Origin of the sequence: Cellulomonas sp. PhB143, assembly GCF_003752595.1 — a bacterium.
Lineage (GTDB): Bacteria > Actinomycetota > Actinomycetes > Actinomycetales > Cellulomonadaceae > Paraoerskovia.
Map to the genome: position 1 here is coordinate 243,924 of NZ_RKIJ01000010.1, position 23,869 is coordinate 267,792.

General features: G+C 73.5%; 22 protein-coding genes and 2 tRNA genes. 16 read left to right on the forward strand and 8 right to left on the reverse strand.

What is annotated here, in order from left to right:
* Positions 1 to 16 precede the first annotated feature (16 nt).
* The gene (gene pepN, locus EDF32_RS05225) at positions 17 to 2,590 is read right to left on the reverse strand and encodes an aminopeptidase N (RefSeq protein WP_123307457.1); all 2,574 of its coding nucleotides are present in this window, start codon (positions 2,588 to 2,590) and stop codon (positions 17 to 19) included.
* Positions 2,591 to 2,849: 259 nt separating this feature from the next.
* Here pepN and EDF32_RS05230 point away from each other — a divergent pair, with 259 nt between their 5' ends.
* Entirely contained in the window at positions 2,850 to 3,494 is a 645-nt protein-coding gene (locus EDF32_RS05230; protein ID WP_123307458.1) for a DsbA family protein, read from the forward strand.
* A gap of 119 nt (positions 3,495 to 3,613) precedes the next feature.
* Positions 3,614 to 4,567, forward strand: coding sequence for a hypothetical protein (locus EDF32_RS14545; RefSeq protein WP_158614058.1), 954 nt, complete (start codon positions 3,614 to 3,616; stop codon positions 4,565 to 4,567).
* A gap of 22 nt (positions 4,568 to 4,589) precedes the next feature.
* Here EDF32_RS14545 and EDF32_RS05240 read toward each other — a convergent pair whose 3' ends face one another.
* Positions 4,590 to 6,611, reverse strand: a complete 2,022-nt coding sequence (locus EDF32_RS05240; RefSeq protein WP_123307459.1) for a M13 family metallopeptidase — start codon at positions 6,609 to 6,611, stop codon at positions 4,590 to 4,592.
* Between the two features lie 139 nt (positions 6,612 to 6,750).
* On the opposite strand from EDF32_RS05240, the gene EDF32_RS05245 reads away from it, so the two are divergent.
* Complete coding sequence (locus EDF32_RS05245; protein ID WP_123307460.1) at positions 6,751 to 7,026, forward strand: HPr family phosphocarrier protein; 276 nt, start codon at positions 6,751 to 6,753, stop codon at positions 7,024 to 7,026.
* A 72-nt stretch (positions 7,027 to 7,098) separates the two neighbouring features.
* Here the strand turns inward: EDF32_RS05245 and ptsP are convergent, their stop codons facing one another.
* Together ptsP and EDF32_RS05255 are read right to left on the reverse strand one after the other, a co-directional pair.
* Positions 7,099 to 8,778 (reverse strand): phosphoenolpyruvate--protein phosphotransferase, encoded by a 1,680-nt coding sequence (gene ptsP / locus EDF32_RS05250; protein ID WP_123307461.1) that lies wholly within the window; start codon positions 8,776 to 8,778, stop codon positions 7,099 to 7,101.
* Positions 8,775 to 10,172 (reverse strand): PTS transporter subunit EIIC, encoded by a 1,398-nt coding sequence (locus EDF32_RS05255; RefSeq protein ID WP_123307462.1) that lies wholly within the window; start codon positions 10,170 to 10,172, stop codon positions 8,775 to 8,777. The genes ptsP and EDF32_RS05255 overlap by 4 nt, the downstream gene beginning before the upstream one ends.
* 150 nt (positions 10,173 to 10,322) lie before the next feature.
* Here EDF32_RS05255 and EDF32_RS05260 point away from each other — a divergent pair, with 150 nt between their 5' ends.
* The 6 genes from EDF32_RS05260 (at position 10,323) to EDF32_RS05285 (ending at position 13,761) form a co-directional block, all read left to right on the forward strand.
* A complete protein-coding gene (locus EDF32_RS05260; protein ID WP_123307463.1) occupies positions 10,323 to 11,150 on the forward strand; it encodes a GntR family transcriptional regulator in 828 nt (275 codons plus the stop codon).
* On the forward strand, positions 11,150 to 11,431 hold the full coding sequence (locus EDF32_RS05265; protein WP_123307660.1) for a PTS transporter subunit EIIB: 282 nt from the start codon (positions 11,150 to 11,152) through the stop codon (positions 11,429 to 11,431). The genes EDF32_RS05260 and EDF32_RS05265 overlap by 1 nt, the downstream gene beginning before the upstream one ends.
* Positions 11,432 to 11,498: 67 nt before the next feature.
* A complete protein-coding gene (locus EDF32_RS05270; protein WP_123307464.1) occupies positions 11,499 to 11,729 on the forward strand; it encodes a PTS transporter subunit EIIB in 231 nt (76 codons plus the stop codon).
* Entirely contained in the window at positions 11,726 to 12,190 is a 465-nt protein-coding gene (locus tag EDF32_RS05275) for a PTS glucose transporter subunit IIA (RefSeq protein ID WP_199734822.1), read from the forward strand. The genes EDF32_RS05270 and EDF32_RS05275 overlap by 4 nt, the downstream gene beginning before the upstream one ends.
* A 73-nt stretch (positions 12,191 to 12,263) precedes the next feature.
* Positions 12,264 to 12,734 carry a ribose-5-phosphate isomerase gene (locus EDF32_RS05280; RefSeq protein ID WP_123307661.1) on the forward strand — a complete coding sequence of 157 codons (471 nt, stop codon included), beginning with the start codon at positions 12,264 to 12,266 and terminating at the stop codon, positions 12,732 to 12,734.
* Position 12,735: 1 nt separating this feature from the next.
* Entirely contained in the window at positions 12,736 to 13,761 is a 1,026-nt protein-coding gene (locus EDF32_RS05285) for an Fpg/Nei family DNA glycosylase (RefSeq protein ID WP_123307466.1), read from the forward strand.
* A 13-nt stretch (positions 13,762 to 13,774) separates the two neighbouring features.
* On the opposite strand, the gene EDF32_RS05290 is transcribed toward EDF32_RS05285, so the two are convergent.
* Positions 13,775 to 15,142, reverse strand: a complete 1,368-nt coding sequence (locus EDF32_RS05290) for a GNAT family N-acetyltransferase (protein WP_123307467.1) — start codon at positions 15,140 to 15,142, stop codon at positions 13,775 to 13,777.
* Positions 15,143 to 15,202: 60 nt separating this feature from the next.
* Here EDF32_RS05290 and EDF32_RS05295 point away from each other — a divergent pair, with 60 nt between their 5' ends.
* Together EDF32_RS05295 and EDF32_RS05300 are read left to right on the forward strand one after the other, a co-directional pair.
* On the forward strand, positions 15,203 to 15,604 hold the full coding sequence (locus tag EDF32_RS05295) for an MGMT family protein (protein ID WP_370449918.1): 402 nt from the start codon (positions 15,203 to 15,205) through the stop codon (positions 15,602 to 15,604).
* An 83-nt stretch (positions 15,605 to 15,687) separates the two neighbouring features.
* Entirely contained in the window at positions 15,688 to 16,722 is a 1,035-nt protein-coding gene (locus tag EDF32_RS05300) for an LLM class F420-dependent oxidoreductase (RefSeq protein WP_123307468.1), read from the forward strand.
* A 59-nt stretch (positions 16,723 to 16,781) separates the two neighbouring features.
* Here EDF32_RS05300 and epsC read toward each other — a convergent pair whose 3' ends face one another.
* From epsC to EDF32_RS05315, 3 genes are all read right to left on the reverse strand, one after another.
* On the reverse strand, positions 16,782 to 17,375 hold the full coding sequence (gene epsC, locus EDF32_RS05305; RefSeq protein ID WP_123307469.1) for a serine O-acetyltransferase EpsC: 594 nt from the start codon (positions 17,373 to 17,375) through the stop codon (positions 16,782 to 16,784).
* A gap of 2 nt (positions 17,376 to 17,377) precedes the next feature.
* Positions 17,378 to 18,313 carry a cysteine synthase A gene (gene cysK, locus EDF32_RS05310; RefSeq protein ID WP_123307470.1) on the reverse strand — a complete coding sequence of 312 codons (936 nt, stop codon included), beginning with the start codon at positions 18,311 to 18,313 and terminating at the stop codon, positions 17,378 to 17,380.
* Positions 18,314 to 18,781: 468 nt separating this feature from the next.
* Positions 18,782 to 18,852 (reverse strand) — tRNA-Gly (locus EDF32_RS05315).
* 123 nt (positions 18,853 to 18,975) lie between these two features.
* On the opposite strand from EDF32_RS05315, the gene EDF32_RS05320 reads away from it, so the two are divergent.
* The 5 genes from EDF32_RS05320 (at position 18,976) to clpX (ending at position 23,856) form a co-directional block, all read left to right on the forward strand.
* A tRNA-Pro gene (locus EDF32_RS05320) sits at positions 18,976 to 19,049 on the forward strand.
* A 279-nt stretch (positions 19,050 to 19,328) separates the two neighbouring features.
* Positions 19,329 to 20,720, forward strand: a complete 1,392-nt coding sequence (tig, locus tag EDF32_RS05325) for a trigger factor (RefSeq protein ID WP_123307471.1) — start codon at positions 19,329 to 19,331, stop codon at positions 20,718 to 20,720.
* A gap of 266 nt (positions 20,721 to 20,986) precedes the next feature.
* Positions 20,987 to 21,610 (forward strand): ATP-dependent Clp protease proteolytic subunit, encoded by a 624-nt coding sequence (locus EDF32_RS05330; RefSeq protein WP_370449919.1) that lies wholly within the window; start codon positions 20,987 to 20,989, stop codon positions 21,608 to 21,610.
* Between the two features lie 58 nt (positions 21,611 to 21,668).
* Entirely contained in the window at positions 21,669 to 22,385 is a 717-nt protein-coding gene (locus EDF32_RS05335) for an ATP-dependent Clp protease proteolytic subunit (RefSeq protein WP_123307472.1), read from the forward strand.
* A 196-nt stretch (positions 22,386 to 22,581) separates the two neighbouring features.
* A complete protein-coding gene (gene clpX / locus EDF32_RS05340; RefSeq protein WP_123307473.1) occupies positions 22,582 to 23,856 on the forward strand; it encodes an ATP-dependent Clp protease ATP-binding subunit ClpX in 1,275 nt (424 codons plus the stop codon).
* Positions 23,857 to 23,869 lie beyond the last annotated feature (13 nt).

The following is a 23,869-nucleotide window of genomic DNA, read 5'->3' on the forward strand; positions in this document are numbered from 1 at the left end:
CGGGGCCCCGTCCGGCTCAGACGTCCGCGGCCTGGGCGGCGAGCGCTCGCTCGGTGCCGGCCAGCGACTCGACGACCATCCGGCGCAGCGCCGGGGACGCCCCGGCGTTCGCGTCGAGCCAGGACCGCGTCGCGTCCCGCAGGCCCTCGCTCGCGAGCGCCGCGGGGTAAAGGCCCTCGATGACGGTCTCCGCGATGTGGTAGCTGCGCGACTCCCAGACCCGCAGCAGCGCCGCGAGGTAGGGCTCGACGAGCGGCTCCAGGACCGACGGGTCGTTCACGTGCCCGAAGCCGGCCGCCGTCGCGCGGACGATCGCGTTCGGTGCGTCGTCGGCCTCCACGAGCCGCGCGAACGCGGCCCGCTTGCCGTCGGTCGTCGGGATCGTCGCCGTCGCGCGCGCGGCGGACTGGTTCCCGTTGGCGGTGCGGTCGGTCTCGAGCATGGCGTCGATCTCCGCCTGCCCGGCGCGGCCGACGAGGACGAGGCCCTCGAGCACCTCCCACCGCAGGTCGGTGTCGATCTCCAGGCCCGCCAGCGCGACGGACCCGTCGAGCAGGCCGGCGAGGGTGTCGCCGTGCTCCTGCGTGGACGCCAGGTGCGCGAAGTACTTGACGAGCTGGAACTGGGCGTCCGAGCCGGCCTCCGCCGCCTGCGCCAGCGCCCACAGCCCGTCGCCGACGACCGGCAGGAGCGCCCCGCGCCGCTCGGGCGCGACGTACGAGCGGACCGCGAGGGCCAGCTGGCTCAGCGTCGTGCGGACGGTGGTCGACTCGGTCTCCCGGCCGATGTTCGCCAGGACGAGGCGCACGTAGTCGCTCGCCGGCGTCTCGCCGTCGCGCGTCGCGTCCCACGCGGCGCCCCAGACCAAGGAGCGCGCCAGCGGGTCGGTGATGTCGCCGAGGTGGGCGAGCGCCGCGCGCATCGAGTCGTCGTCGAGCCGGATCTTCGCGTACGCGAGGTCGTCGTCGTTGATCAGCAGCAGGTCGGGGCGGGTTGCCCCGAGCAGCTCCGGGACCTCCGTGCTCGGCCCGTCGACGTCGATCTCGACGCGGCGGGTCCGCTCGAGCCGGCGGGCGCCGTCGGGCCCGGTCAGCTCGTAGCAGCCGATCGCGAGCCGGTGCGGGCGGATCGTCGGGTGGTCCTCGGGGGCGAACTGGTGCACCACGGCGGAGGTGATCCGGCCGTCGTCGTCCGTCTCGATCTGGGGGCGCAGCGTGTTGACGCCCGCGGTCTCGAGCCACAGCCGGCTCCACTCGCCGAGCTCGCGCCCGCTCGTCGCCTCGAGCTCCGTGAGCAGGTCCTTGAGCTCGGTGTTGCCCCACGCGTGCTTGCGGAAGTAGGCCGCGACGCCCGCGAGGAACTCGTCCTGGCCGACCCAGGCGACGAGCTGCTTGAGGACGGAGCCGCCCTTGGCGTAGGTGATCCCGTCGAAGTTGACCTGGACGTCGTCGAGGTCGTTGATCGTGGCGACGACGGGGTGCGTCGAGGGCAGCTGGTCCTGGCGGTAGGCCCAGGACTTCTCCATGGCGGTGAACGTCGTCCACGCCTGGGTCCACTCGGTGGCCTCCGCGGTCGCGAGCGTCGAGGCGTACTCGGCGAACGACTCGTTCAGCCACAGGTCGTTCCACCAGCGCATGGTCACGAGGTCGCCGAACCACATGTGCGCGAGCTCGTGCAGGATCGTCACGACGCGCCGCTCCTTGACGGCGTCGGTCACCTTGGACCGGAACACGTACGTCTCGGTGAACGTCACGCAGCCCGCGTTCTCCATCGCGCCCATGTTGTACTCGGGCACGAAGAGCTGGTCGTACTTGTCGAACGGGTACGGGTGCTCGAAGGCCTTCTCGTAGAACGTGAAGCCCTCGCGGGTCTTCGCGAAGACGTAGTCGGCGTCGAGGTGCTCCGCCATCGAGGCGCGCGCGAAGACGCCGAGCGGGATCGTGCGCCCGTCGGAGCTGGTGAGCTCGCTGCGCTCGACGACGTACGGCCCCGCGACCAGCGCGGTGATGTACGAGGAGATGCGGGGCGTGGCGCCGAACGCCCACGTCGAGGCCGCCACGTCGGGGTCGCTCGCGTGCCGGGCGGCGACGGGCTCCGGCGTCGGCTGGTTCGAGACGACCTGCCAGGCCGACGGCGCGGTGACGGTGAACGCGAACGTCGCCTTGAGGTCGGGCTGCTCGAAGACGGCGAACATGCGCCGCGAGTCGGGCACCTCGAACTGGGTGTACAGGTACACCTCGCCGTCGGCGGGGTCGACGAAGCGGTGCAGGCCCTCGCCGGTGTTCGTGTAGGCGCAGTCGGCCACGACCCGCAGCTCGTTGTCCGCCTCGAGCCCGTCGAGGGCGATGCGGGAGTCCGCGAAGACGGTGGCGGGGTCCAGGGAACGCCCGTTGAGGACGACCTCGCGCACCGACGGCGCGACCAGGTCGACGAACGTCGAGGCACCCGCGGCGGCGGTGAAGCGCACCACGCTCGTCGAGGTGAACGTCGTCGGCCCCGTCGTGAGGTCGAGGTCGACGTCGTAGGACTGCACCTCGACGAGTGCCGCGCGCTCGCTCGCCTCGGTGCGGGTCAGGTTCTCTCCGGGCACGGACTGCTCCTTGGTCGTCGTGGCGTTGCCCGCGCGTCCGTACGTGTCGGTACGAAGCGTGCGTGCACGTCGGTGCTGCGGTGCGGCGGACCGGTGTGGGGTCACGCCACCTGTGGTCGGTGGGACGGCTACCGACGATACCCACCGCCGGGCCGGGCCGTGGACCGGCCGGTCCACGGAATGCCGCCGTCCCCGTCGAGGTTAGGCCTGAGCGAGCGCGCCCGGCCACCGGGCGTCCCCCGACCCGAGGAGATCACCGATGACCGCGACCGACACCTCAGCCCCCGCCACCTCTACCGGGCAGACCGGGACGGCCGACTTCTGGTTCGACCCCCTGTGCCCGTGGGCGTGGATGACGAGCCGCTGGATGGGCGAGGTGGAGAAGGTCCGCGACGTCACCGTCCGCTGGCACGTGATGAGCCTCGCGGTGCTCAACGAGGGTCGTGACCTGCCCGACGAGTACCGCGCCATGATGGACCGCGCGTGGGGGCCCGTCCGCGTCGTGGTCGCCGCGCAGGCGGAGCACGGGGACGACGTCGTCAAGCCGCTCTACGACGCGATCGGCACCCGGATCCACCCGGGCGGCCGTGACGACCACGACGCGATCCTGGCCGAGGCGCTCGCCGAGGTCGGGCTGCCGGCGTCGCTGGTCGACGCGGCGACGTCCGACGCGTACGACGAGCGCCTGCGCGCGTCGCACGCCGAGGGCATCGCCCTCGTGGGCGAGGACGTCGGCACCCCGGTGGTGGCGTTCGACGGGACCGCGTTCTTCGGCCCCGTCGTGACCCCGGCGCCGCGCGGCGAGGCCGCCGGTCGGCTCTGGGACGGCGCGGTCCTCGTCGCCGGGACCCCGGGCTTCTTCGAGCTCAAGCGCACGCGGACGCAGGGCCCGGTCTTCGACTGACGGCTCCGCGCGGGGCGCGAGCGGTCGGCCGGCGTCGGGGCCTTTCGACCGCGCGCGCGCCGTCGTGGGATGCTGGCGCTCCTACCGACGTGTCCACCGGGACCGTGCAAGGAGAGTCGATGCCCGGCAGCACCCCACCCGTCCCGCCGCCCCCGCCCCGCGACGAGCGGGCCTCGCAGCAGCCGCCGCGACGGCCCGAGGACGACGCGACCGAGCGACAGGACGCCGTCGACGCCGCGGGCGCGCAGGTCCGTCGTTCCGCGCCTCCCGTCGCCCGGCCGACGAAGCCCCTCGGTTCGACTCGCTCCGCCGTCTGGACCTCCACGACCGCGCCGGTGACGGCGCGGACCACGGCGCCGGCGAGCCCCGCCGAGGGTTCCCCGGCGGCGACGACGGTCCAGCCGGCGCCCCTCGCCCCGGGCGGCACGGCGCCGGTGGGCTCGCCCGCTGCTGTTCCCGCCGTCGTGCCCACCGGCGCGGCGCCCGCGACCCCGCCGGCGGGGACCGCTCCCGCGGGGCCGGCGGGCCCCGCCCGGCGCGCGCCGCTGGGCGCCGCCGTGGTCACCCTGATCGTCGTGGACGTGCTCCTCGTGCTGACCGCGGTCGTCCTGGGCGTCCTGCTGCTGGGCGGGGGCGACGGCGGCGCGCCGGACGCGTCCGCGAGCGCGGCCCCCTCGTCCGCGCCGGCGAAGGGCGCGCAGGACGGCTCGGCGTACGCGCCGCTCGACGGCGAGGCCTTCGCCGCGCCGAGCGGCAACATCACCTGCCACGTCTCCGCGGACGGTGCGGAGTGCGGCATCGCCTCGCTCGCGGCCGAGCCGGACGCCGTCGACGGTTGCGACGGCACCGTCGGGCACGTCGTGCGGGTGACGGCCGACGGCGTCGACCAGCCGTGCGTCCCGTCGTCGGGCACGCCCAGCGCCGCCTCCGACGACGTCGCCGCCCTCGACTACGGCGAGAAGAAGACCGCCGGGGACTTCGAGTGCGTGAGCGGCGAGTCGGGCATGGTCTGCCAGGACACCGGCACGGGCAAGGGCTTCAACGTCGCCCGCGCCGGCATCACGACCTTCTGACGCCCGGCCCGACGCGGGCCGCTCACCAGATGCGGACCCGCTGGTCCGGCTCGAGGTAGAGGGCGTCCCCGGGGACGACGTCGTACGCGGCGTAGAACTCGTCGAGGTTGCGCAGCACGCCGTTGCAGCGGAACTCGTTGGGGGAGTGCGGGTCCGTCGCGATCCGGCGCGCCACCTCCTCGTCGCGGCCCTTGGACTGCCAGACCTGTCCCCAGCCGAGCAGCACGCGCTGGATCCCGGTGAGCCCGTCGATCTCCGGCGCGTCCTCGAGCGGGGCGCCCAGCGCGATCCGGTAGGCGGCGAGCGCGATGGACAGGCCGCCGAGGTCACCGATGTTCTCGCCGATCGTCAGCGCGCCGTTGACGTGCACGCCGGCCCAGCGCTCGCCGGTCAGCTGGGCGGGCCGGAACGCGTCGTACTGGTCGACGAGCGCCCGGGTGCGCTTGTCGAACTCGGTGCGGTCGGACTCGGTCCACCAGTCCTCGAGACGGCCCGTACCGTCGTACTTCGAGCCCTGGTCGTCGAACCCGTGCCCGATCTCGTGGCCGATCACCGCGCCGATGCCGCCGTAGTTCACGGCGTCCTCGGCCTCGGGGTCGAAGAAGGGGGGCTGCAGGATCGCGGCCGGGAAGACGATCTCGTTCATCCCCGGGTTGTAGTAGGCGTTGACCGTCTGCGGCGTCATGAACCACTCGTCGCGGTCCAGGGGCCGGCCGATCTTCGCGAGCTCGCGGTCCTGCTCGAACGCGTGGGCGCGGCGCACGTTGCCGACGAGGTCGTCGTCGTGCACCACGAGCGCCGAGTAGTCGCGCCACCGGGCCGGGTAGCCGATCTTCGGGACGAACGCGTCGAGCTTGTCGAGCGCCTTGGCCTTGGTCTCCTGCGTCATCCAGTCGAGCCCGGTGATGGACTCCCGGTACGCCTCGACCAGGTGGGCCACCAGCCCGGTCATGCGCTCCTTGTGCGACGGGGGGAAGTGGCGGGCCACGTAGACCTCGCCGACCGCCTCGCCGAGGGCGCCCTGCACGAGCGAGACGCCGCGCTTCCAGCGGTCGCGGACCTCCTGCGCGCCGGAGAGCGTGCGTCCGTAGAAGTCGAAGTTGGCCTCCACGAGCGCGTCGTGCAGGTAGGGGCTGCGGGCGGAGACGACGTGGAACGCGGCCCACGTCTTCCAGTCCTCGAGCGGGAGGGAGCCCCACAGCTCCGCGAACCCGGTGGCGAAGCCCGGCTCGCGGACCACGAGGCGGTCGAGCGCACCGGCGGGCGCTCCGAGCGCCTGTGCCCACGCGCACCAGTCGAAGCCGGGGGCGTCGGCGGCGAGCCGCTCCAGCGTCGTCGGGTTGTACGTCAGGTCCGCGTCGCGGTCGCGCACCACGTCCCAGTGGTGGCCGGCCAGCGCGGTCTCGAGCGCCATGACGCGCTCCGCGGCCCCGGCGGCCGCGTCCTGCTCGACGACGCCGGCAAGCGCCAGCATGCGACCGACGTGGGCGACGTAGGCCTCGCGCAGCCCCGCGTGCTGCTCCTCGCGGTAGTAGGCCTCGTCCGGCAGGCCCAGGCCCGACTGGTGCAGGTAGACGACGTACGTCTCGGGGTCCTTCGCGTCGTTGTCCACCCAGAAGGAGACGGCGCCCCCGGCACCGGTGCTCTGCAGGGCGCCGAGGGCGCCAGTGAGCTCGGCCTGGGACGTCGCGGCGTGCACGAGCGCCAGGTCGGCGGCGATCGGCGTGGTCCCCAGCGCCTCGACGGCGGCCGTGTCCATGAAGCTCTGGAACAGGTCGCCGATCTTGGCGCGGACGCCGGTGGGGTCGGACTCGTCCGCGGACCCTTCCGCGCAGTCGCGCACGATCTCGCGCACGTGCTCCTCGGCCTGGTCGTGCAGGGCGCGGAACGCCCCGTCGATCGCCCGGTCCGCGGGGATCTCGTGGCTGTCGATCCACCGGCCGTTGACGTGCCGGTAGAGGTCGTCCTGGGGCCGTGCGGCGGGGTCGAGGGCGTCGAGGTCGATGCCGGACCGGAGCGCGGTGGTGGTGTCGTGGGTCTCCATGCCGCCAGCCTAGCCAGCCGACGTCGGGCAGGTCTGGCAGGATCTGGTCTAGACCACTAGGCTGGCCCCAGCAATGATCAGCACCCGTCAGCACCCGTCAGCACCGGTCAGCAGTCGTCAGCACGGAAGAGGTAGGGCAATGAAGCGCTCGGTCGTCGTCGCCATCGAGGAGGGCCTGCACGCGCGGCCCGCGGCGCTCTTCGTCGCCGAGGCGGGCAAGCAGCCCGCACCGGTCACCATCGCCAAGGGCGGCGCCGAGCCCGTCGCTGCCGCGTCGATCCTGGGCGTGATGACCCTCGGCGTGAACGCCGGGGACGAGGTCGAGCTCGCCGTCGCCGAGGACGCGGACGAGGCCGCCGCGGCCGCGTCGCTCGAGGCGCTCGAGGCGTTCCTCGCCCGGGCGGCCGCCTCGTAGCCCGCCCGGCATGCACGACGCCGCAGGGGCGCCACCCGTGACGGGTGGCGCCCCTGCGGCGTCCTGCGGGTCTCAGAGCCCGAGCTCCTCCAGCACCGGCAGGCGCGCGCGCACCGCGTCCCGCGCGGCCGTGGCGGTCGGCTGGGCCAGCGCGAGCGCGGCGAGCGCGCGGCACTCGTCGAGGCTCGTCGCGGCGAGCACCGCGCCGACGTCGACCAGCGCGCGGGGCGTCATCGAGAGCGACGAGACGCCCAGCCCGACGAGCACGGTCGCCAGCGCCGGGTCGGCCGCCGCCTCGCCGCACACCCCGACGGGACGCGCGTTCGCGCCGCCCCCGCGGCAGGTCGCGTCGACGAGGTCCAGCACCGCGGGCTGCCACGGCGTCGAGAGCTCCGCGACCCCTGCCAGCTCCCGGTCCGCGGCGAGGGCATACTGCGTCAGGTCGTTCGTGCCGATGCTCGCGAACGCGGCGTGGGCGAGCACGTGCCGCGCGCGCAGCGCGGCCGCGGGGACCTCCACCATCACCCCGGCGGTCGCCAGCCCGTGCTCCGCGCAGCGGGCCACGAACGCCTCGGCCTCGTCGGGGGTCGCGACCATCGGCGCCATGACCCACACCTCGGCCGACTCGGCGGCGGCGGCCTGCGCGATCGCCGCGAGCTGGTCCTCGAGCACCTGCGGGTGCACCGCCGCCGTCCGCAGCCCGCGGACGCCGAGCGCCGGGTTGGGCTCGTGCGGGGCGGTCACGAAGGGCAGCGGCTTGTCGGCGCCCGCGTCCAGCGTGCGCACCACGACCTTGCGTCCCGCGAACGCCGCGAGCACCGTCCGGTAGGCCGAGACCTGCTCGTCGATCCCCGGGGCGCTCGTGCGCCCGAGGAAGCAGAACTCCGTGCGGAACAGCCCGACGCCCTGCGCCCCGGCCCGGGCCGCGGCGCTCGCGCCGGACGGGTCGCCGACGTTGGCGAGCAGCTCCACCGGGTGCCCGTCGCTCGTGGCGCCGGGGGAGCGCAGCGTCGTCGGGCGGTCCACGACCCGGTTGGCGCGGGCGACGGCCGCCTCGTCCGGGTCGCGGACCACCTCGCCGGTCGCGCCGTCCACGGCGACGAGCTCGCCGTCGGCGAGGTCGTCGGCGCCCCGGGTCGCCACGACGCAGGGGATGCCGAGCGAGCGCGCCAGGATCGCGGTGTGCGACGTCGGGCCGCCGCCGCTCGTCACCAGGGCCACGACGACCTCCGGGTCGAGGAGCGCGGCGTCCGCCGGTGCCAGGTCGTGCGCGACGAGCACGGACGGCTCCTCGCGCACGGGGATCCCTGGCACCGGGGCGTCCGTCAGCACGGCGACGATGCGGTCGCGGACGTCGGCGACGTCCCGGGCGCGCTCCGCGAGGTCCCCGCCGAGGCTGCGCAGCCGCTCGGCGATCTCGCCGGCCGTGTCCCACACCGCGCGGGCGGGGCTCTCGCCGTCGTCGACCACGAGGCGCCGGGCGCCCTGCACGAGCGTCGGGTCGGCGGCCATGGCGGCGGTGACGCCGAGGATGTCGGAGACCGTGCCGGACGTCGCGGCGGACGCGCGCTCGAGGTCGGCCTGGACGCGGGCGGACGCGGCGTCGATCGTCGCGGCGGCCGCCTCCCGGTCGGCGTCGAACGGGAGCGGACGGTCGGACGGCGCGGGCACCGGGTCGGGCATCCGGGCGACGACCGCCGCGCGGCGCCCGGGGCTCACCCCGACGCCGCGCAGCACCTGGGGCGCGCTCACCTGGTCGGCTCCGGGCCCGCGGAGCCGGGACCGCCGTCGGCCCGGGTGCCCGCCGTGACCGACGCGTCGTCGTCCCCGGCTGCGGCGGCACCGCGGGTCCCGTCACCGGCGGACCGGTCCGCGTCCTGGTCCGCGGTCGGGTCGAGGCCGACGGCGGACGGGTCGTCCTCGCGACCCGGCGTCCGCAGGTTCCAGCGGGTGATCACCCAGCGGAAGAGGACGTAGTAGACGACCGCGTACCCGAGCCCGATGGGGATCAGCAGCAGCGGCATCTCGGCGATCCGGAAGTTCAGGAGGTAGTCGATGATGCCGGCCGAGAACCCGAACCCGTCGCGGATCCCGAGCGCGTTGACGAGCGCCAGCGACGTGCCGGTGAGCACGGCGTGGATCGCGTAGAGCGGGTACGCGACGAAGACGAACGAGAACTCGAGCGGCTCGGTGACGCCGGTGACGATCGAGACGAGCGCTGCGGAGCCCATGACGCCGGCGATGACCTTGCGGTTCTCCGGCTTCGCGGTGTGGATGATCGCGAGGGCCGCGGCGGGCAGCGCGAACATCATGATCGGGAAGAAGCCGGTGAGGAACGTCCCGGCGGTCGGGTCGCCGGCGAGGAAGCGGAAGATGTCGCCGTGCGCGACCGTGCCGTCCTGGCCGGTGTAGGAGCCGAACTGGAACCAGGGCAGCGAGTTGAGCAGGTGGTGCAGGCCGAGCGGGACGAGGAGGCGGTTCAGCGTGCCGAAGACGAACGCTCCGAGGATCGTCGAGCCGGTGACCCAGCCGCCGATCTTGTCGTTGAACACCGTGTCGAAGTACGGGTAGACGAACGCCCCGACGACGGCGATCAGCAGCGAGGCCCCCGCCGTCACGATGGGCACGAAGCGCCGGCCGCCGAAGAAGGCGAGGTACGGGGGCAGCTTGATCCGGTAGTAGCGCTGGTAGAGCAGCGCCGTGACGATGCCGACGACGATCCCGCCGAGGACCCCGTAGTCGACGAGCGCCTGGTCCTGGCCCTCGGCGGGCGGGCCGAGCACCCAGGTCTGGGGGGACAGCGCGTCGCCGACGGCCTTGAAGACGAGGTAGCCGATGACAGCGGCGAGCGCCGTCGACCCGTCGGACTTCTTCGCGTAGCCGACCGCGACACCGACGGCGAACAGCAGGGCGAGGTTCGCGAACAGCGCGTTGCCGGCGGCCGCGAGGACGTCGGCGACCGGCTGCATCCAGGAGGCGTGCGCGGCGACGCCGTCGGCCCCGAGCATGTCGGGCTGCCCGAGGCGCAGCAGGAGGGCGGCCGCGGGGAGCGACGCGATGGGGAGCATCAGCGAACGGCCGACGCGCTGCATCTGGGCGAAACCGGGAATTCCCCGGCGTGGTCTCTCGACTGCTGTGGCGGTCATGAAGCACTCCTCGTCGCGTGTTCGTGGCTATTCTGGGCCGTCGTGGCGGTGCACGACCCGCTGGTCCGGACCAGTTGCGCACAGAGTGGTCTAGACCTCATCATCGTGTCAAGGGTCACATCCGGACGGCCGTGAAGGAGCAGCACTCGAGTGGGACGAGCACAGCAGGACGCGGTGTCGTCGGGGTCGCACAAGTACCTCGCCGTGCGCGACTACCTGACGAACCTCGTCGTGCGCGAGCTCAAGGTCGGCGACGCGATCCCGTCGGAGCGCACGCTCACCGAGCGGTTCGGCGTCTCGCGGATGACGGTGCGCCAGGCCGTCGCCGCGCTCGTCACCGAGGGCGTGCTCGAGCGGGTGCAGGGCCGGGGGACGTTCGTCGCCCCGCAGCGCATGGACTTCGAGCTGCGCCTGACGACGTTCGGCGAGGAGATGCAGCGCCGTGGCATGGAGCCGACGACGACCGTGCTCGCCTCCCAGACCGTGGCGGCGACGCCCGAGGTGGCGACCGAGCTGGAGATCGCTCCCGGCGACGACGTGCACTTCCTCTACCGGGTCCGCAGCGCGGACGGTGCCCCCATGTGCATCGAGCAGGTCTGGGTCCCCGTCGCGCTCGTGCCGCCGCTGTTCGACGACGGGCCGCCGGCGAGCGTCTACGAGGCGCTGCGCGCGCACGGCCAGGCGCCGGTCTGGGGTGAGCAGACGCTCGCGGCCGCGGACGCGACCGACGCGGAGGCGTCGCTGCTCGGTCTCGGCCGGTCTCGCGCCGTGCTGCGCGCGCGGCGGCGCACGTTCAGCGACACCGGCCCCTGCATGTACTCCCACGCGAGCTACCGCAGCGACCGCTACAGCGTCTGGGTCCCGCTGCGGGCGCCCGGGCCGGCGATCGTCCCTCGCGGGCGGTCCGCCCGCCGGGACCCGCACGACACGAGCGCGCCCGTGGCCGGCGCGCACGACGGCACGACGACGGAGGTGTGATGCAGACCGAGAGCACAGAGCAGGCCGCGGCGATCCTGGCCGGGCTCGGCGGCGTCGACAACATCGAGGAGGTCGAGCCCTGCACGACGCGGCTGCGGTCGCTCGTCCGGGAGCCGGGCCTCGTCGACGTCGCCGCGCTGCGTGCGGCGGGGGCGTTCGGGGTCATGCTGTCCGGGCGGGTCGTGCAGGTCGTCGTCGGCCCGAAGGTCGACACCATCGCGACCGACCTGGACGAGCTGATGTCCGGCGACGACCCCGACGACCGACCGCCGAGAACCTGAGACACCCGAAGTACCCGAGACACGAGACACCCGGCCGCACCCGCGGCCACGAGCCAAGGAGCACCACATGAGCAAGGCAGAGCAGATCCTCCGGGGCCTCGGCGGCGACGCGAACATCGTCGACATCGAGCCCTGCATCACGCGCCTGCGCGTCGAGGTCGAGGACGGCACCAAGGTCGACGAGCCGACGCTCAAGGCGGCGGGCGCGATCGCCGTCGTCCGGTCCGGCACCGTCGTGCAGGTCATCGTCGGCCCCGAGGCCGACACGCTCGCCTCGGACATCGAGGACCTGCGTTGAGCGCACCGTTGACCGTCCTGGCGCCGGTGAGCGGCCTCGTCGTGGCGCTCGCCGACGTCGACGACCCGGTGTTCTCGGCCGAGCTGGTCGGGCCGGGACTCGCGATCGAGCCGGTGCGGGGTCCGGTCTCGGAGGTCCTCGCGCCGGTCGCGGGCCGCATCGCGAAGCTGCACGCGCACGCGTTCGTGCTCCAGGCCGAGGACGGCCGTGGCGTCCTCGTGCACCTCGGGATCAACACGGTCCAGCTCGAGGGGACGGGCTTCACGCTGCACGCCGCGGAGGGCGACGACGTGGCCCTCGGCCAGGTGCTGGTCGGCTGGGACCCCGCCCAGGTCGAGGCCGGGGGGCGCTCCCCGGTCTGCCCCGTCGTCGGGCTGGACGCCGCCGCGGGGTCGATCGAGCGGCTCGTGGAGCCGGGGGACGAGGTCGCGGCGGGCACGCCCTTCCTGCGCTGGACCTGATCGGGCGAGGGGCACGCGACCGGCACGCGACCGGCACGCGACCGGCACGGACGGGTGCGGCATGATGGGTCCCATGCGCGTTCACCTCGCCGCGGACCACGCCGGCTTCGAGCTCAAGTCCCACCTCGTCGACCACCTGCGGGGGGCCGGCCACGACGTGGTCGACCACGGCGCGGAGGCGTACGACGCCCTCGACGACTACCCCTCGTTCTGCATCGCCGCGGGCGAGGGCGTCGTCGCCGACCCCGGCAGCCTCGGGGTCGTGATCGGCGGCTCGGGGAACGGCGAGCAGATCGCGGCGAACAAGGTCGTCGGCGTCCGGGCGGCGCTGGCCTGGAACGCCGCGACGGCCACGCTCGCCCGCCAGCACAACGACGCGAACGTGGTCGCCGTCGGCGCCCGCCAGCACACCGCCGAGGAGGCGACCGCGCTGGTCGACGCCTTCCTCGCCGAGCCGTTCAGCGGCGACGAGCGGCACCGGCGACGCATCGACCAGCTCGCGGACTACGAGGCTGCACGCCCGGCCGCGGGCCGCACGGCCTGACGTGCCCGAGGGCCACACGGTCCACCGACTCGCCCGCACCTTCGCGGAGCTCTTCGGCGGCCAGGTGCTGTCCGTCTCCAGCCCGCAGGGCCGGTTCGCCGCGGGCGCGGCGCTGCTCGACGGCGCGCGCCTCGTCGACGCGCAGGCGGGGGGCAAGCACCTCTTCCTCGGGTTCGTGCCCGACGGCGGTACGGGTCCCGACGGCGGTACGGGTCCCGACGGCGCGGCCGGCGCCGGAGAGCCGGGCCGGTGGCTGCGCGTCCACCTCGGCCTCTACGGAGCCTGGACGTTCGCGGGGGACGGGAGCACCGCCGTCGTGCACGCGATCGGGGCGCCGCGCCGGCGGGTCGGCGAGGACGAGTCGGTCGGCGGCGAGCCCGGTCGCGAGATCGGGGCCGCGGGGGACGGCTGGCTGCCCGGCCCGCCGCGGGGCGCCGTGCGCGTGCGGCTGGCCGGTGAGCACGCCGTCGCGGACCTGACGGGGCCGACCGCCTGCGAGGTCCTCGACCCGGCGGGCAAGCGAGCCGTCGAGCAGCGCCTGGGCCCCGACCCGCTGCGCGCGGGCGGGACCGACGACGCGGACGTCGCGGCGTTCGTCGACCGGGTGCGTCGCTCGCGCACGAGCGTCGGCGTCCAGCTCATGGACCAGGCCGTGGTCGCCGGCGTCGGCAACATCTACCGGGCCGAGGCGCTCTTCCGCGCCGGCCTCGACCCCCTGACCCCGGGACGCGACGTCCCGACCGAGGTGCTGCGCACTCTGTTCGCCGACCTGGTCGTGCTGCTGGGGGAGGGCCTGCGCACGGGCAGGATCGTCACCACGCGCCCCGAGCACCGCGGGGACGACCGGGTCGCCGGGCGGCACCGCGTGCGCCAGAACACCGACGACGACCCCGACGCGGTGCCCCGCGAGCAGTCGTTCTACGTCTACCACCGCGAGGGTCTTCCCTGCCGCGTGTGCGGCACGACCGTGCTGGTGAGCGATCTCGCCGGTCGCACGCTCTACCGCTGCCCGTCCTGCCAGGTCTGAGCCGCCGGGTGGGTCACCAGATCCACGAGCACGCGGGTGGCACGGGCCACCCGAACGCCACGGACGTGCGGGCGAGCGCTCCCGGCGTCAGCTCGGTCACGAGCCCGGCGGCCCCGAGCGACGCGAGGCTCGTCCCGCCCAGGTAGACGCGCCCGAGCTCCCGGACGCCCAGGTCGAGGTCCGCCGGCCGGTCGGTGCGCTCGCAGGTCGCCGGCATGAAGGCGCCCGCGCGCAGGTGCCAGTGCCGGGCCGTGTCGTCGGCCGCCGTGTCCCCGGCCGCCGTGTCCCCAGCAGCCGTGTCCCTGACGGCGAGGACGACGTCGACGTCCGCCGCGTACTGCCGCCCGGCGAGAGCGGCCGCGACGTCGAGCACCCGCACCCAGAGCGTGTCCTCCAGCTCCGGACGGGCGAGACGCGGGTCGAGCAGCATCGTCAGGAGCGGGTCGTCGACCGCGAGGCGCGGAACGGTGACCTCCTTGATCAGGTCCAGGTCGAGCAGCACGCCCCACAGGGCGCGCGAGGCGGCGGCGTCGAGGGCCACGGCCTCGAACACCTCCGCGGTGCCGACGGCGCCCGACGGGTCGAAGTCGACGGCGCGGCGGAACCTCGCGTACCCGCGCGGTTCGCCGTCGCGTTCCACGATCAGGACGCGCCACGGCTCCTTGCCCGCCCGCCAGGCCGGGACGTGCGCCCAGTACCAGGCGATCTGCTCGGGGGACTCGCGCGTCGCCCACCCGGGGCGGCCGGACCCGCCGTGCGCGGCGCCCCCGCGACGGTGCAGATCGGCGACGATCTCCTCGTGCCGGGCCCGGTCGGCCGCCTCGATCCGCACCGTGTGCTGCGCGGCACCGGGGACGTCCGCGAGCGCCGCACCGCGGGGGAGCGTGACGCGGACGCTGTGGGCCGCCGTACCGTAGCCGAAGCGGCCGTAGATCGTGGCCTCGGAGGCCGTGAGGACCGAGAGCGCCTCGCCGGCCTCGGCGCACGCCACCCGGTGTGCCGCGATCATGGCGCGCAGCAGCCCGCGCCGTCGGTGCCCGGGGTGGACGCCGACCCAGGTCAGGCCGCCGACGGCCAGCCGGCCGCCGGGTACCGGGAAGTGCGCGAACGGGTAGGACGAGCTGATCGCGACGAGCTCGGTGACGCGGGGCAGGGCCCCGTCGACCGGCACGGCGGCCGTGTCCTCCCGGTCGGCCTCGACGCCCCAGGTGCGGTCCCACGTGACGGGGAGCGCCACGGAGGCGAAGTCCTCGGCGGAGTCCCCGCTGGGGAACGCCCACTGATCGACCGCGAGCACCTCGGCGCGCCGCTCGTCGGAGAGCGGGACGAGCCGGTATCCGTCGGGCAGGTCGGTCGCCGGCACGCGTCGGGGTTCGCTCATGCGCCGATCCTCCCGCGCTCGCTCGTGGGCCGCCACGGCATTCCCGGTACGGTCGGTCCCGTGGAGGACTCATCCGCCGGGGCGGCCGCCGCCCCCTCAGGCCGCGCGCCGGACGACGGGCCCGCACCCGACCGTGCCCTGGAGTACCTCGACGAGGTCCTGGCGGTGGTCGAGCGGGTCCCGCGAGGTCGTGCGACGACCTACGGCGTCGTCGCGGAGGCGGTCGCGGCGGTGCTGGGGCGCGGCGGTCCGCGGCAGGTCGGGACGGTGCTCGCGCGCGCCGGTTCCGGCGTCCCGTGGTGGCGGGTGGTCAACGCCGCCGGCTCGCCGCCGGGGCACCACCTGGACCGGGCCCTGGACGAGCTGCGCGCCGAGGGGTGCCCGCTGAGCGCGGACGGGCTGCGGGTGGACCTGCGCCGTGCCGGCTGGGAGCCGTGGGAGGACGAGCCGCAGGGACGCTAGAGTGTGCCGGTACCCCGAACCCCGGGTCCTAGACATCTGTCGGGCCGCGTCCTCGGTCCCCGACCTCGACGACGAGGAGAACCATGCGCATCGGCATCCACAGCGGCTACTGGTCGGCGGGCCCGCCCGAGGGCATCGAGGAGGCCGTCCAGGCGGCCGATGCCCTGGGGGTCGACTCCGTCTGGACGGCCGAGGCGTACGGGTCGGACGTCTTCACCCCGCTCGCGTGGTGGGGGAGCCGCACCAGGAGCATCCGGCTGGGGACCGCCGTCGCCCAGATGTCCGCGCGCACGCCCACCGCCACGGCGATGGCCGCCCTGACGCTCGACCACCTGTCGGGCGGCCGCGCGATCCTGGGCCTGGGCGCCTCGGGCCCTCAGGTGGTCGAGGGCTGGTACGGCCAGCCCTACCCGCGTCCGCTCGCCCGCACGCGGGAGTACGTCGACATCGTGCGTCAGGTGCTCGAGCGCGGGGCGCCGGTCGAGCACGACGGCCAGTTCTACCAGCTGCCGCTGCGCGGGGAGGGGACGACCGGGCTCGGCAAGGCGCTGCGCTCGACCGTGCACCCGCTGCGCGCCGACCTGCCGATCCACCTCGCCGCGGAGGGCCCGAAGAACATCGCGCTCGCGGCCGAGATCGCGGACGGGTGGCTCCCGCTGTTCTACACGCCGCGCCTGGACGCGGAGTTCCGCGAGCGCCTCGCCGAGGGCTTCGCCCTGCGGGCGCCGGAGCGCAGCGCGGTCGCGGACTTCGAGGTCAGCGCCACGGTCCCCGTCGTCGTGGCTGACGACGTCGAGCGGGCCGCCGACGCCGTGCGGCCGTTCCTCTCCCTCTACATCGGGGGGATGGGCGCCAAGGGCGCCAACTTCCACCGCGCCGCGATCGACCGCCTCGGGTACTCCGACGCGGCGGACGAGATCGAGGACCACTACGCGGCGGGTCGCCGGGCGGAGGCGGTGGCCGCGGTGCCGACGGCCCTCGTCGAGGACATCGCGCTCGTCGGCCCGGCCGAGAAGATCGCCGAGGACCTGCGCGCGTGGGAGGCCACCGCCGTCACCACGATCCTCGTCCAGGGCGACGCGGAGGCCGTGCGGACGGTCGCCGCCATCCTCGGCTGAGACGCGTCCCCGAGGCCGTCGGCCCCGCCCGCCCGGTCGGGCGTGCGGGGGCCGAGGCGTCAGATCACGTACTCGATGAGCTGGGACGCGTCCTCGACCGGCGGCCGGGGCACGTCGCCCTTCGGCAGGCGGACCCGGGCGGGCACGCCGACCGCGACCGCGCCGACGGGCACGTCCTTGAGCACGACGGCGTTCGCGCCCACCTGGGCGTCGTCGCCGATCCACACAGGACCCAGGATCTTGGCCCCCGCGCCGACGACGATGCGGTCGCCGAGCGTGGGGTGCCGCTTGCCCTTGGTCATCGTGCGTCCCCCGAGCGTCGCCCCGTGGAACAGGACGACGTCGTCGCCCACCACGGCGGTCTCGCCGACGACGACGCCCATGCCGTGGTCGATGAACAGACGCCGCCCGAGGACGGCGCCGGGGTGGATCTCCACCCCGGTCGCCGCCCTGGTGAGCTGCGAGAGCAGGCGCGCCGGGAAGCGCGCCCCCGGGGTGTTCCAGAGGTGGTGCGCGACCCGGTAGGCCCAGATCGCGTGGACCCCGGGATAGGTGAGCGCGACCTCGAGACGGGAGCGCGCCGCGGGGTCGCCGTGGCGCGCGGCGTCGAGGTCCTCGTCGAGGACCTCGACGAACCGGCGCAGTCTCGACACGGTCAGTCCATCAGGTCCGAGTAGAGGATCGAGGAGAGGTAGCGCTCCCCGAAGGACGGGATGATCGTCACGATCGTCTTGCCGGCGTTCTCCGGTCGCGCGGCGACCTGGAGCGCGGCGTAGATGGCGGCGCCGGAGGAGATGCCGACCAGCAGGCCCTCCTCCTTCGCGGCGCGGCGGGCGTACTCGACGGCCGTCTCGGCGTTGACGTCGATGACCTCGTCGTAGATCTCCGTGTCGAGGATCTCGGGCACGAAGTTCGCGCCGATGCCCTGGATCTTGTGCGGACCGGGCTGGCCGCCGTTGAGGATGGGCGACTCCTCGGGCTCGACCGCGATGATCTGGACCCCCGGCTTGCGCTCCTTGAGCACCTGCCCGACGCCGGTGATCGTCCCGCCGGTGCCGATCCCGGCGACGACGATGTCGACCTCGCCGTCGGTGTCCGCCCAGATCTCCTCGGCGGTCGTGGCGCGGTGGATCGCGGGGTTGGCCTCGTTGGCGAACTGCTTCGCGAGGATGGCCCCGGGGCGCTCGGCGACGATCTTGTCCGCCTCGTCGACCGCGCCCTTCATCCCGCCGCCCGCGGGGGTGAGGATGAGCTCGGCGCCGAACGCGCGCAGCAGGGCGCGGCGCTCCTTCGACATGCTCTCGGGCATCGTGAGGACGACGTCGTAGCCGCGGGCCGCGCCCACCATCGCCAGGGCGATGCCGGTGTTGCCGGAGGTGGCCTCGACGATCGTCCCGCCCGGCGCGAGGGCCCCGGCTGCCTCGGCGGCGTCGATGATCGCGACACCGATGCGGTCCTTGACGGAGTTCGCCGGGTTGTAGAACTCCAGCTTGCCGACGACCGTCGCGTCGAGGCCCTCGGTGAGCCTGTTCAACCGCACGAGGGGGGTGTTGCCGACCAGCTTCGTCACGTCGTCGTAGATGCGTGCCATGGTTCCTCTTCTGCTCGACGGCCCGAGGGCCGGATGGGTGCCGGGGTCCCGGCGGATGGGGTGCAGCGGGCGGTGGGTCGGCGCCGGTCGAGGAGAGACGGTGCGGGCGGACCCGGGTCTCGCCCGACCTGGGGCGGGGCGAGGGTGCGCGGCCGGAGACGAGGCCGGGGGCGCACGGGGAGCGCTGGGTGGTGGGCGTGGAGCCGCGGGCCAGCGCTCTAGCGACAGCAGGGACAGCAGCGACAGGTGCCGCGGCGAGCGCCGACGGCCTGCGGCAGCGCGCAGGCAGGGGAAAGGACGACGGTGGCGATGTGCTCGCTCATCCTCGATCCTCCGACCTGTGCTCCGGTGTGTGCCGAGAACGACACTAACGAGACGTCCACGATGTGGCAACGGTGTCTCATCCGCGGGCAGGGCCGTCTCCACGGACGACGAAGGCCCCCGGAGCGTTCCGGGGGCCTCCTGCGGAGCGGGCGACAGGAATCGAACCTGCGTGATCAGTTTGGAAGACTGAGGCTCTACCATTGAGCTACGCCCGCACGGGCCGCGTCGAGCGGCCCGTTCCACACCCTAGCAAGCCCCGGGCGGAATCCCGAAACCCGGACCCCGCGCGTCGCGCCGGTATGCTGACCGGGCTCGGCGGCCGGTCGCGACGAGCACCACGGGGTGTAGCGCAGCTTGGTAGCGCGTCCGCTTTGGGAGCGGAAGGTCGCAGGTTCGAATCCTGTCACCCCGACACCGCCGTCCCGTCACCCGACACCGCCGCCCAGGCACCGTCGCTCCGAGGTCCTCGCGCCTTGCCCGGGGCCGGCGCGGAAGCCCGGCCCGGCAGACCGGCGCGCCGATGACGTAGCATGGAACGGTTGTCCGTACACCCGCAGGCTCGTGCGTGCCCGCACGACGGCACGCACGCCCGGCGTGTGCGGCAGAGCATCCGGCGCCCTCCCGAGGTCGTCGCCGCAGAACAGACCGTTGCCGCACACCGGCGAGACCCGACCAGTTGGAGATCATCGAAGTGAAGAGTGCTGTCGAGACCCTGGACCCCACCAAGGTGAAGCTGACCGTCGAGGTGGAGCAGTCGGAGCTCGCGCCGAGCATCGAGCACGCCTACGCGCACATCGCCGAGCAGGTCAACATCCCGGGCTTCCGCAAGGGCAAGGTCCCCCCGCGCATCATCGACCAGCGGGTCGGGCGCGCCGCCGTGCTGGAGCACGCGATCAACGAGGGCATGCCGGGCTTCTACCGCCAGGCCGCCTCCGAGGCCGAGCTGCGCCCCCTGGGCCAGCCGGAGATCGAGGTCACCGAGGTCCCCCTGGACGCGGAGGGCTCGCTGCACTTCACCGCCGAGGTCGAGGTGCGCCCCGAGTTCGAGCTGCCGTCGCTCGAGGGCGTCAAGCTCTCCGTCGCGACCGCCCAGGTGAGCGACGAGGACGTGGCCACGCGCCTCGACGCGCTCCGCGAGCGCTTCGGGACCCTCGTCGGCGTCGACCGCCCGGCGGCCGAGGGCGACTACGTCGTCATCGACCTGCGCGCGACGATCGACGGCGAGGAGGTCGACTCGGTCTCGGGCGTCAGCTACCAGATCGGCTCCGGCAACATGCTCGAGGGCCTGGACGAGGCCCTCACCGGGCTCTCGGCCGACGAGACGACGACGTTCACCGCGCCGTTGGCCGGCGGTGACCACGAGGGCAAGGACGCGGAGGTCACGGTGACCGCGACGTCCGTCAAGCAGCGCGAGCTGCCGGAGGCCGACGACGAGTTCGCCGAGCTCGCGTCGGAGTTCGACACCCTCGAGGAGCTCGAGGCCGACCTGCGCAACCAGGTCGCCGAGTCCAAGGTCAACGACCAGGCCGTCGAGGCGCGCGACGCGCTCCTCGCCCACCTGCTCGCCGCCGTGGACTTCCCCGTGCCGGCCGGCGCGGTCGAGGCCGAGGTGCACCGTCACCTCGAGGGCGAGAACCGCCTCGAGGACGAGGAGCACCGCGCCGAGGTCGCCGACCAGGCGACAGAGGCCCTGCGCAACCAGATCCTGCTCGACTCGCTCGCCGAGAAGCTCGAGATCCAGGTCGCCCAGAACGAGCTGCTCGAGTACCTCGTCGGCGCGTCGCGCCAGTACAACATGGACCCGAACCAGTTCATCCAGACGCTGGACCAGAACGGCCAGATCCCGGCCATGGTCGGCGAGGTCGCCCGGTCCAAGTCGCTCGCCGTCGCGCTCCGCGACGTCGAGGTGGTCGACGGCGAGGGCAACGCCGTCGACCTGAGCGACTTCATCGGCTCGGAGGAGGACGACGCGGCCGACGCCGCCGCGGAGGCCGCCGAGGCGGGCGACGCTGCCGACGACGCCACCGCGATCCCCGCCGAGGACGCGGGCACGGAGGCGACGGACGAGAAGGCCAAGGCCTGACCGACCCCGGTCCCTGACCCGGCCCGCACGCCGGGACGCCGCACGCACGCACGCCCGGCCCTCGTCCTCCTGGACGGGGGCCGGGCGTCGTCGTACGCGGGGCGGCGGGGGTGCGGGGAGGGTTTGTGCGCCGTGGGCGAAACGGGCGCCGAGCAGGACGGATCCGGGGTGCCTCGCGCGTTAGGGTCACAGCAACGCGAAGCAGACCACGCACGCAGATCAGCACGCAGGCGAGCATGCGCCACGCATGCCGACGACGCTAGGAGATGGACGTGAACGACCAGCTGCCGATGTCACGGGCCGAGGGATCAGGTCTCGGGCTGAACGACTCCATCTACAACAGGCTCCTCAAGGAGCGGATCATCTGGCTCGGGTCCGAGGTCCGCGACGAGAACGCGAACGCGATCTGCGCCCAGATGATGCTGCTCGCGGCCGAGGACCCCGACAAGGACATCTGGCTCTACATCAACAGCCCCGGCGGCTCGATCACCGCGGGCATGGCGATCTACGACACGATGCAGTACATCCAGCCCGACGTCGCGACCATCGCCATGGGCATGGCGGCGTCGATGGGGCAGTTCCTGCTCTCCTCGGGCACGAAGGGCAAGCGGTACGCGACCCCCCACGCCCGCGTGATGATGCACCAGCCGTCCGGCGGCATCGGCGGGACCGCGACCGACGTGCGGATCAACGCGCAGCTGATCATGCACATGAAGAAGGTCCTCTCCGAGCTGACCGCCGAGCAGACCGGCAAGCCGATCGAGCAGATCAACCGGGACAACGACCGCGACAACTGGTTCACGGCCACCGAGGCGCTCGAGTACGGGTTCATCGACCACGTCGTCGAGCACGCGGACTCGGTCTCCGGCGGCGGCGGCACGGGCGCCTGAGCGCCACCACCCGGCCCCGGCCGCACCCCGACCTCCACCTTCGTCACGAGGAGACCCCGTGAGCATCGAGTCCCAGTACCTGTCCACCGCGCAGCGGCTCGCCGGGCCCGCCGGCCTGCAGGGCGCCGGCGGGCGCGCGCTGCCGTACGGCGCGCCGTCCAACCGCTACGTCCTGCCGCAGTTCGAGGAGCGCACCGCCTACGGCTACAAGCGCCAGGACCCCTACACGAAGCTGTTCGAGGACCGCATCATCTTCCTGGGCGTCCAGGTCGACGACGCGTCGGCGGACGACGTCATGGCCCAGCTCCTCGTGCTCGAGAGCACGGACCCGGACCGCGACATCATCCTCTACATCAACTCGCCGGGCGGATCGTTCACCGCGATGACCGCGCTGTACGACACGATGCAGTACATCAAGCCGCAGATCCAGACCGTGTGCCTCGGCCAGGCGGCCTCGGCCGCCGCGGTGCTGCTCGCCGCCGGGCACCCGGGCAAGCGCCTCGCGCTCCCGAACGCGCGCGTGCTGATCCACCAGCCGGCCATGGAGGGCGGCGGCTACGCCCAGGCGTCCGACATCGAGATCCACGCGAACGAGCTGATCCGCATGCGTGAGTGGCTCGAGGACACCCTCGCGCTGCACAGCGGGCAGGACATCGAGCAGGTCCGCAAGGACATCGAGCGCGACAAGATCCTCACCGCCGCCCAGGCGAAGGACTACGGTCTCGTCGACCAGGTGCTCGAGAGCCGCAAGCCGGTCATCCAGAACACTCCCTGACGAACCGGATCAACCGCGCGAAGGGCACTGACTTCGCGAAACATCCCGGACGCCACCGGGGTGCCCTGCTGACAACGGGCCCCCGGTGGTGTCCAATGGAGTCGATCGACCGGTACGTGTCAGCAGGCGACCGGCGCCCGGCCGCAGCGGCCGTGCACCCGCGGACCTGCGTTCATCGATGGCGAGGAGACGTTCAGTGGCCCGGATCTCGGACGGCGCCGATCTGCTCAAGTGCTCGTTCTGCGGGAAGTCGCAGAAGCAGGTCAAGAAGCTCATCGCCGGACCAGGCGTCTACATCTGCGACGAGTGCATCGAGCTCTGCAACGAGATCATGCAGGAGGAGCTGACGGAGGCCGCGGAGCTCGGCATCGTCGACCTGCCCAAGCCCCGGGAGATCTTCACCTTCCTCGAGCAGTACATCATCGGCCAGGACGCGGCGAAGCGGGCCCTGGCGGTGGCGGTCTACAACCACTACAAGCGGATCCAGGCCGCCGAGGCCGCGACCGCCTCGCGCGAGGACGCGCCGGTCGAGATCGCGAAGTCGAACATCCTGCTCATCGGCCCGACGGGCACCGGCAAGACCTACCTCGCCCAGACGCTCGCGAAGATGCTCGACGTCCCGTTCGCTATCGCGGACGCCACGGCGCTGACGGAGGCGGGCTACGTCGGCGAGGATGTCGAGAACATCCTGCTCAAGCTGATCCAGGCGGCGGACTTCGACGTCAAGAAGGCCGAGACCGGCATCATCTACATCGACGAGGTCGACAAGGTCGCGCGCAAGGCCGAGAACCCGTCGATCACCCGCGACGTCTCGGGCGAGGGCGTGCAGCAGGCGCTGCTGAAGATCATCGAGGGCACGAGCGCCTCGGTGCCGCCGCAGGGCGGTCGCAAGCACCCGCACCAGGAGTTCATCCAGATCGACACGACGAACGTCCTGTTCATCGTGGCCGGCGCGTTCGCCGGGCTCGACGACATCGTCTCCACCCGGGTGCGCAAGCGCGGTGTCGGGTTCGGCGCCCCCATGGAGTCGGACGACGTGGGCGACCTGTTCGCGGAGGTCCGGCCCGAGGACCTGCAGAAGTACGGGCTGATCCCCGAGTTCATCGGGCGCCTGCCCGTGATCGCCTCGGTCTCCCCGCTGGACCGCGACGCGCTGGTCAAGATCCTCACGGAGCCCAAGAACGCCCTCGTCAAGCAGTACGAGCGGATGTTCGAGATCGACGGCGTCGAGCTGGAGTTCGACGAGCCCGCGATCGGCGCGATCGCGGACCAGGCGCTGCTGCGGGGGACGGGCGCGCGCGGCCTGCGCGCGATCATGGAGGAGGTCCTCCAGCCCGTCATGTTCGACGTGCCGAGCCGGGACGACGTCGAGCGGGTCGTCATCACCCGCGAGGTCGTCCTCGACAACGTCAACCCGACGATCGTCCCGCGCCGCGACCCGGGCCGGTCCTCGCGGGAGAAGTCCGCCTGACCGAGCCGGCGGC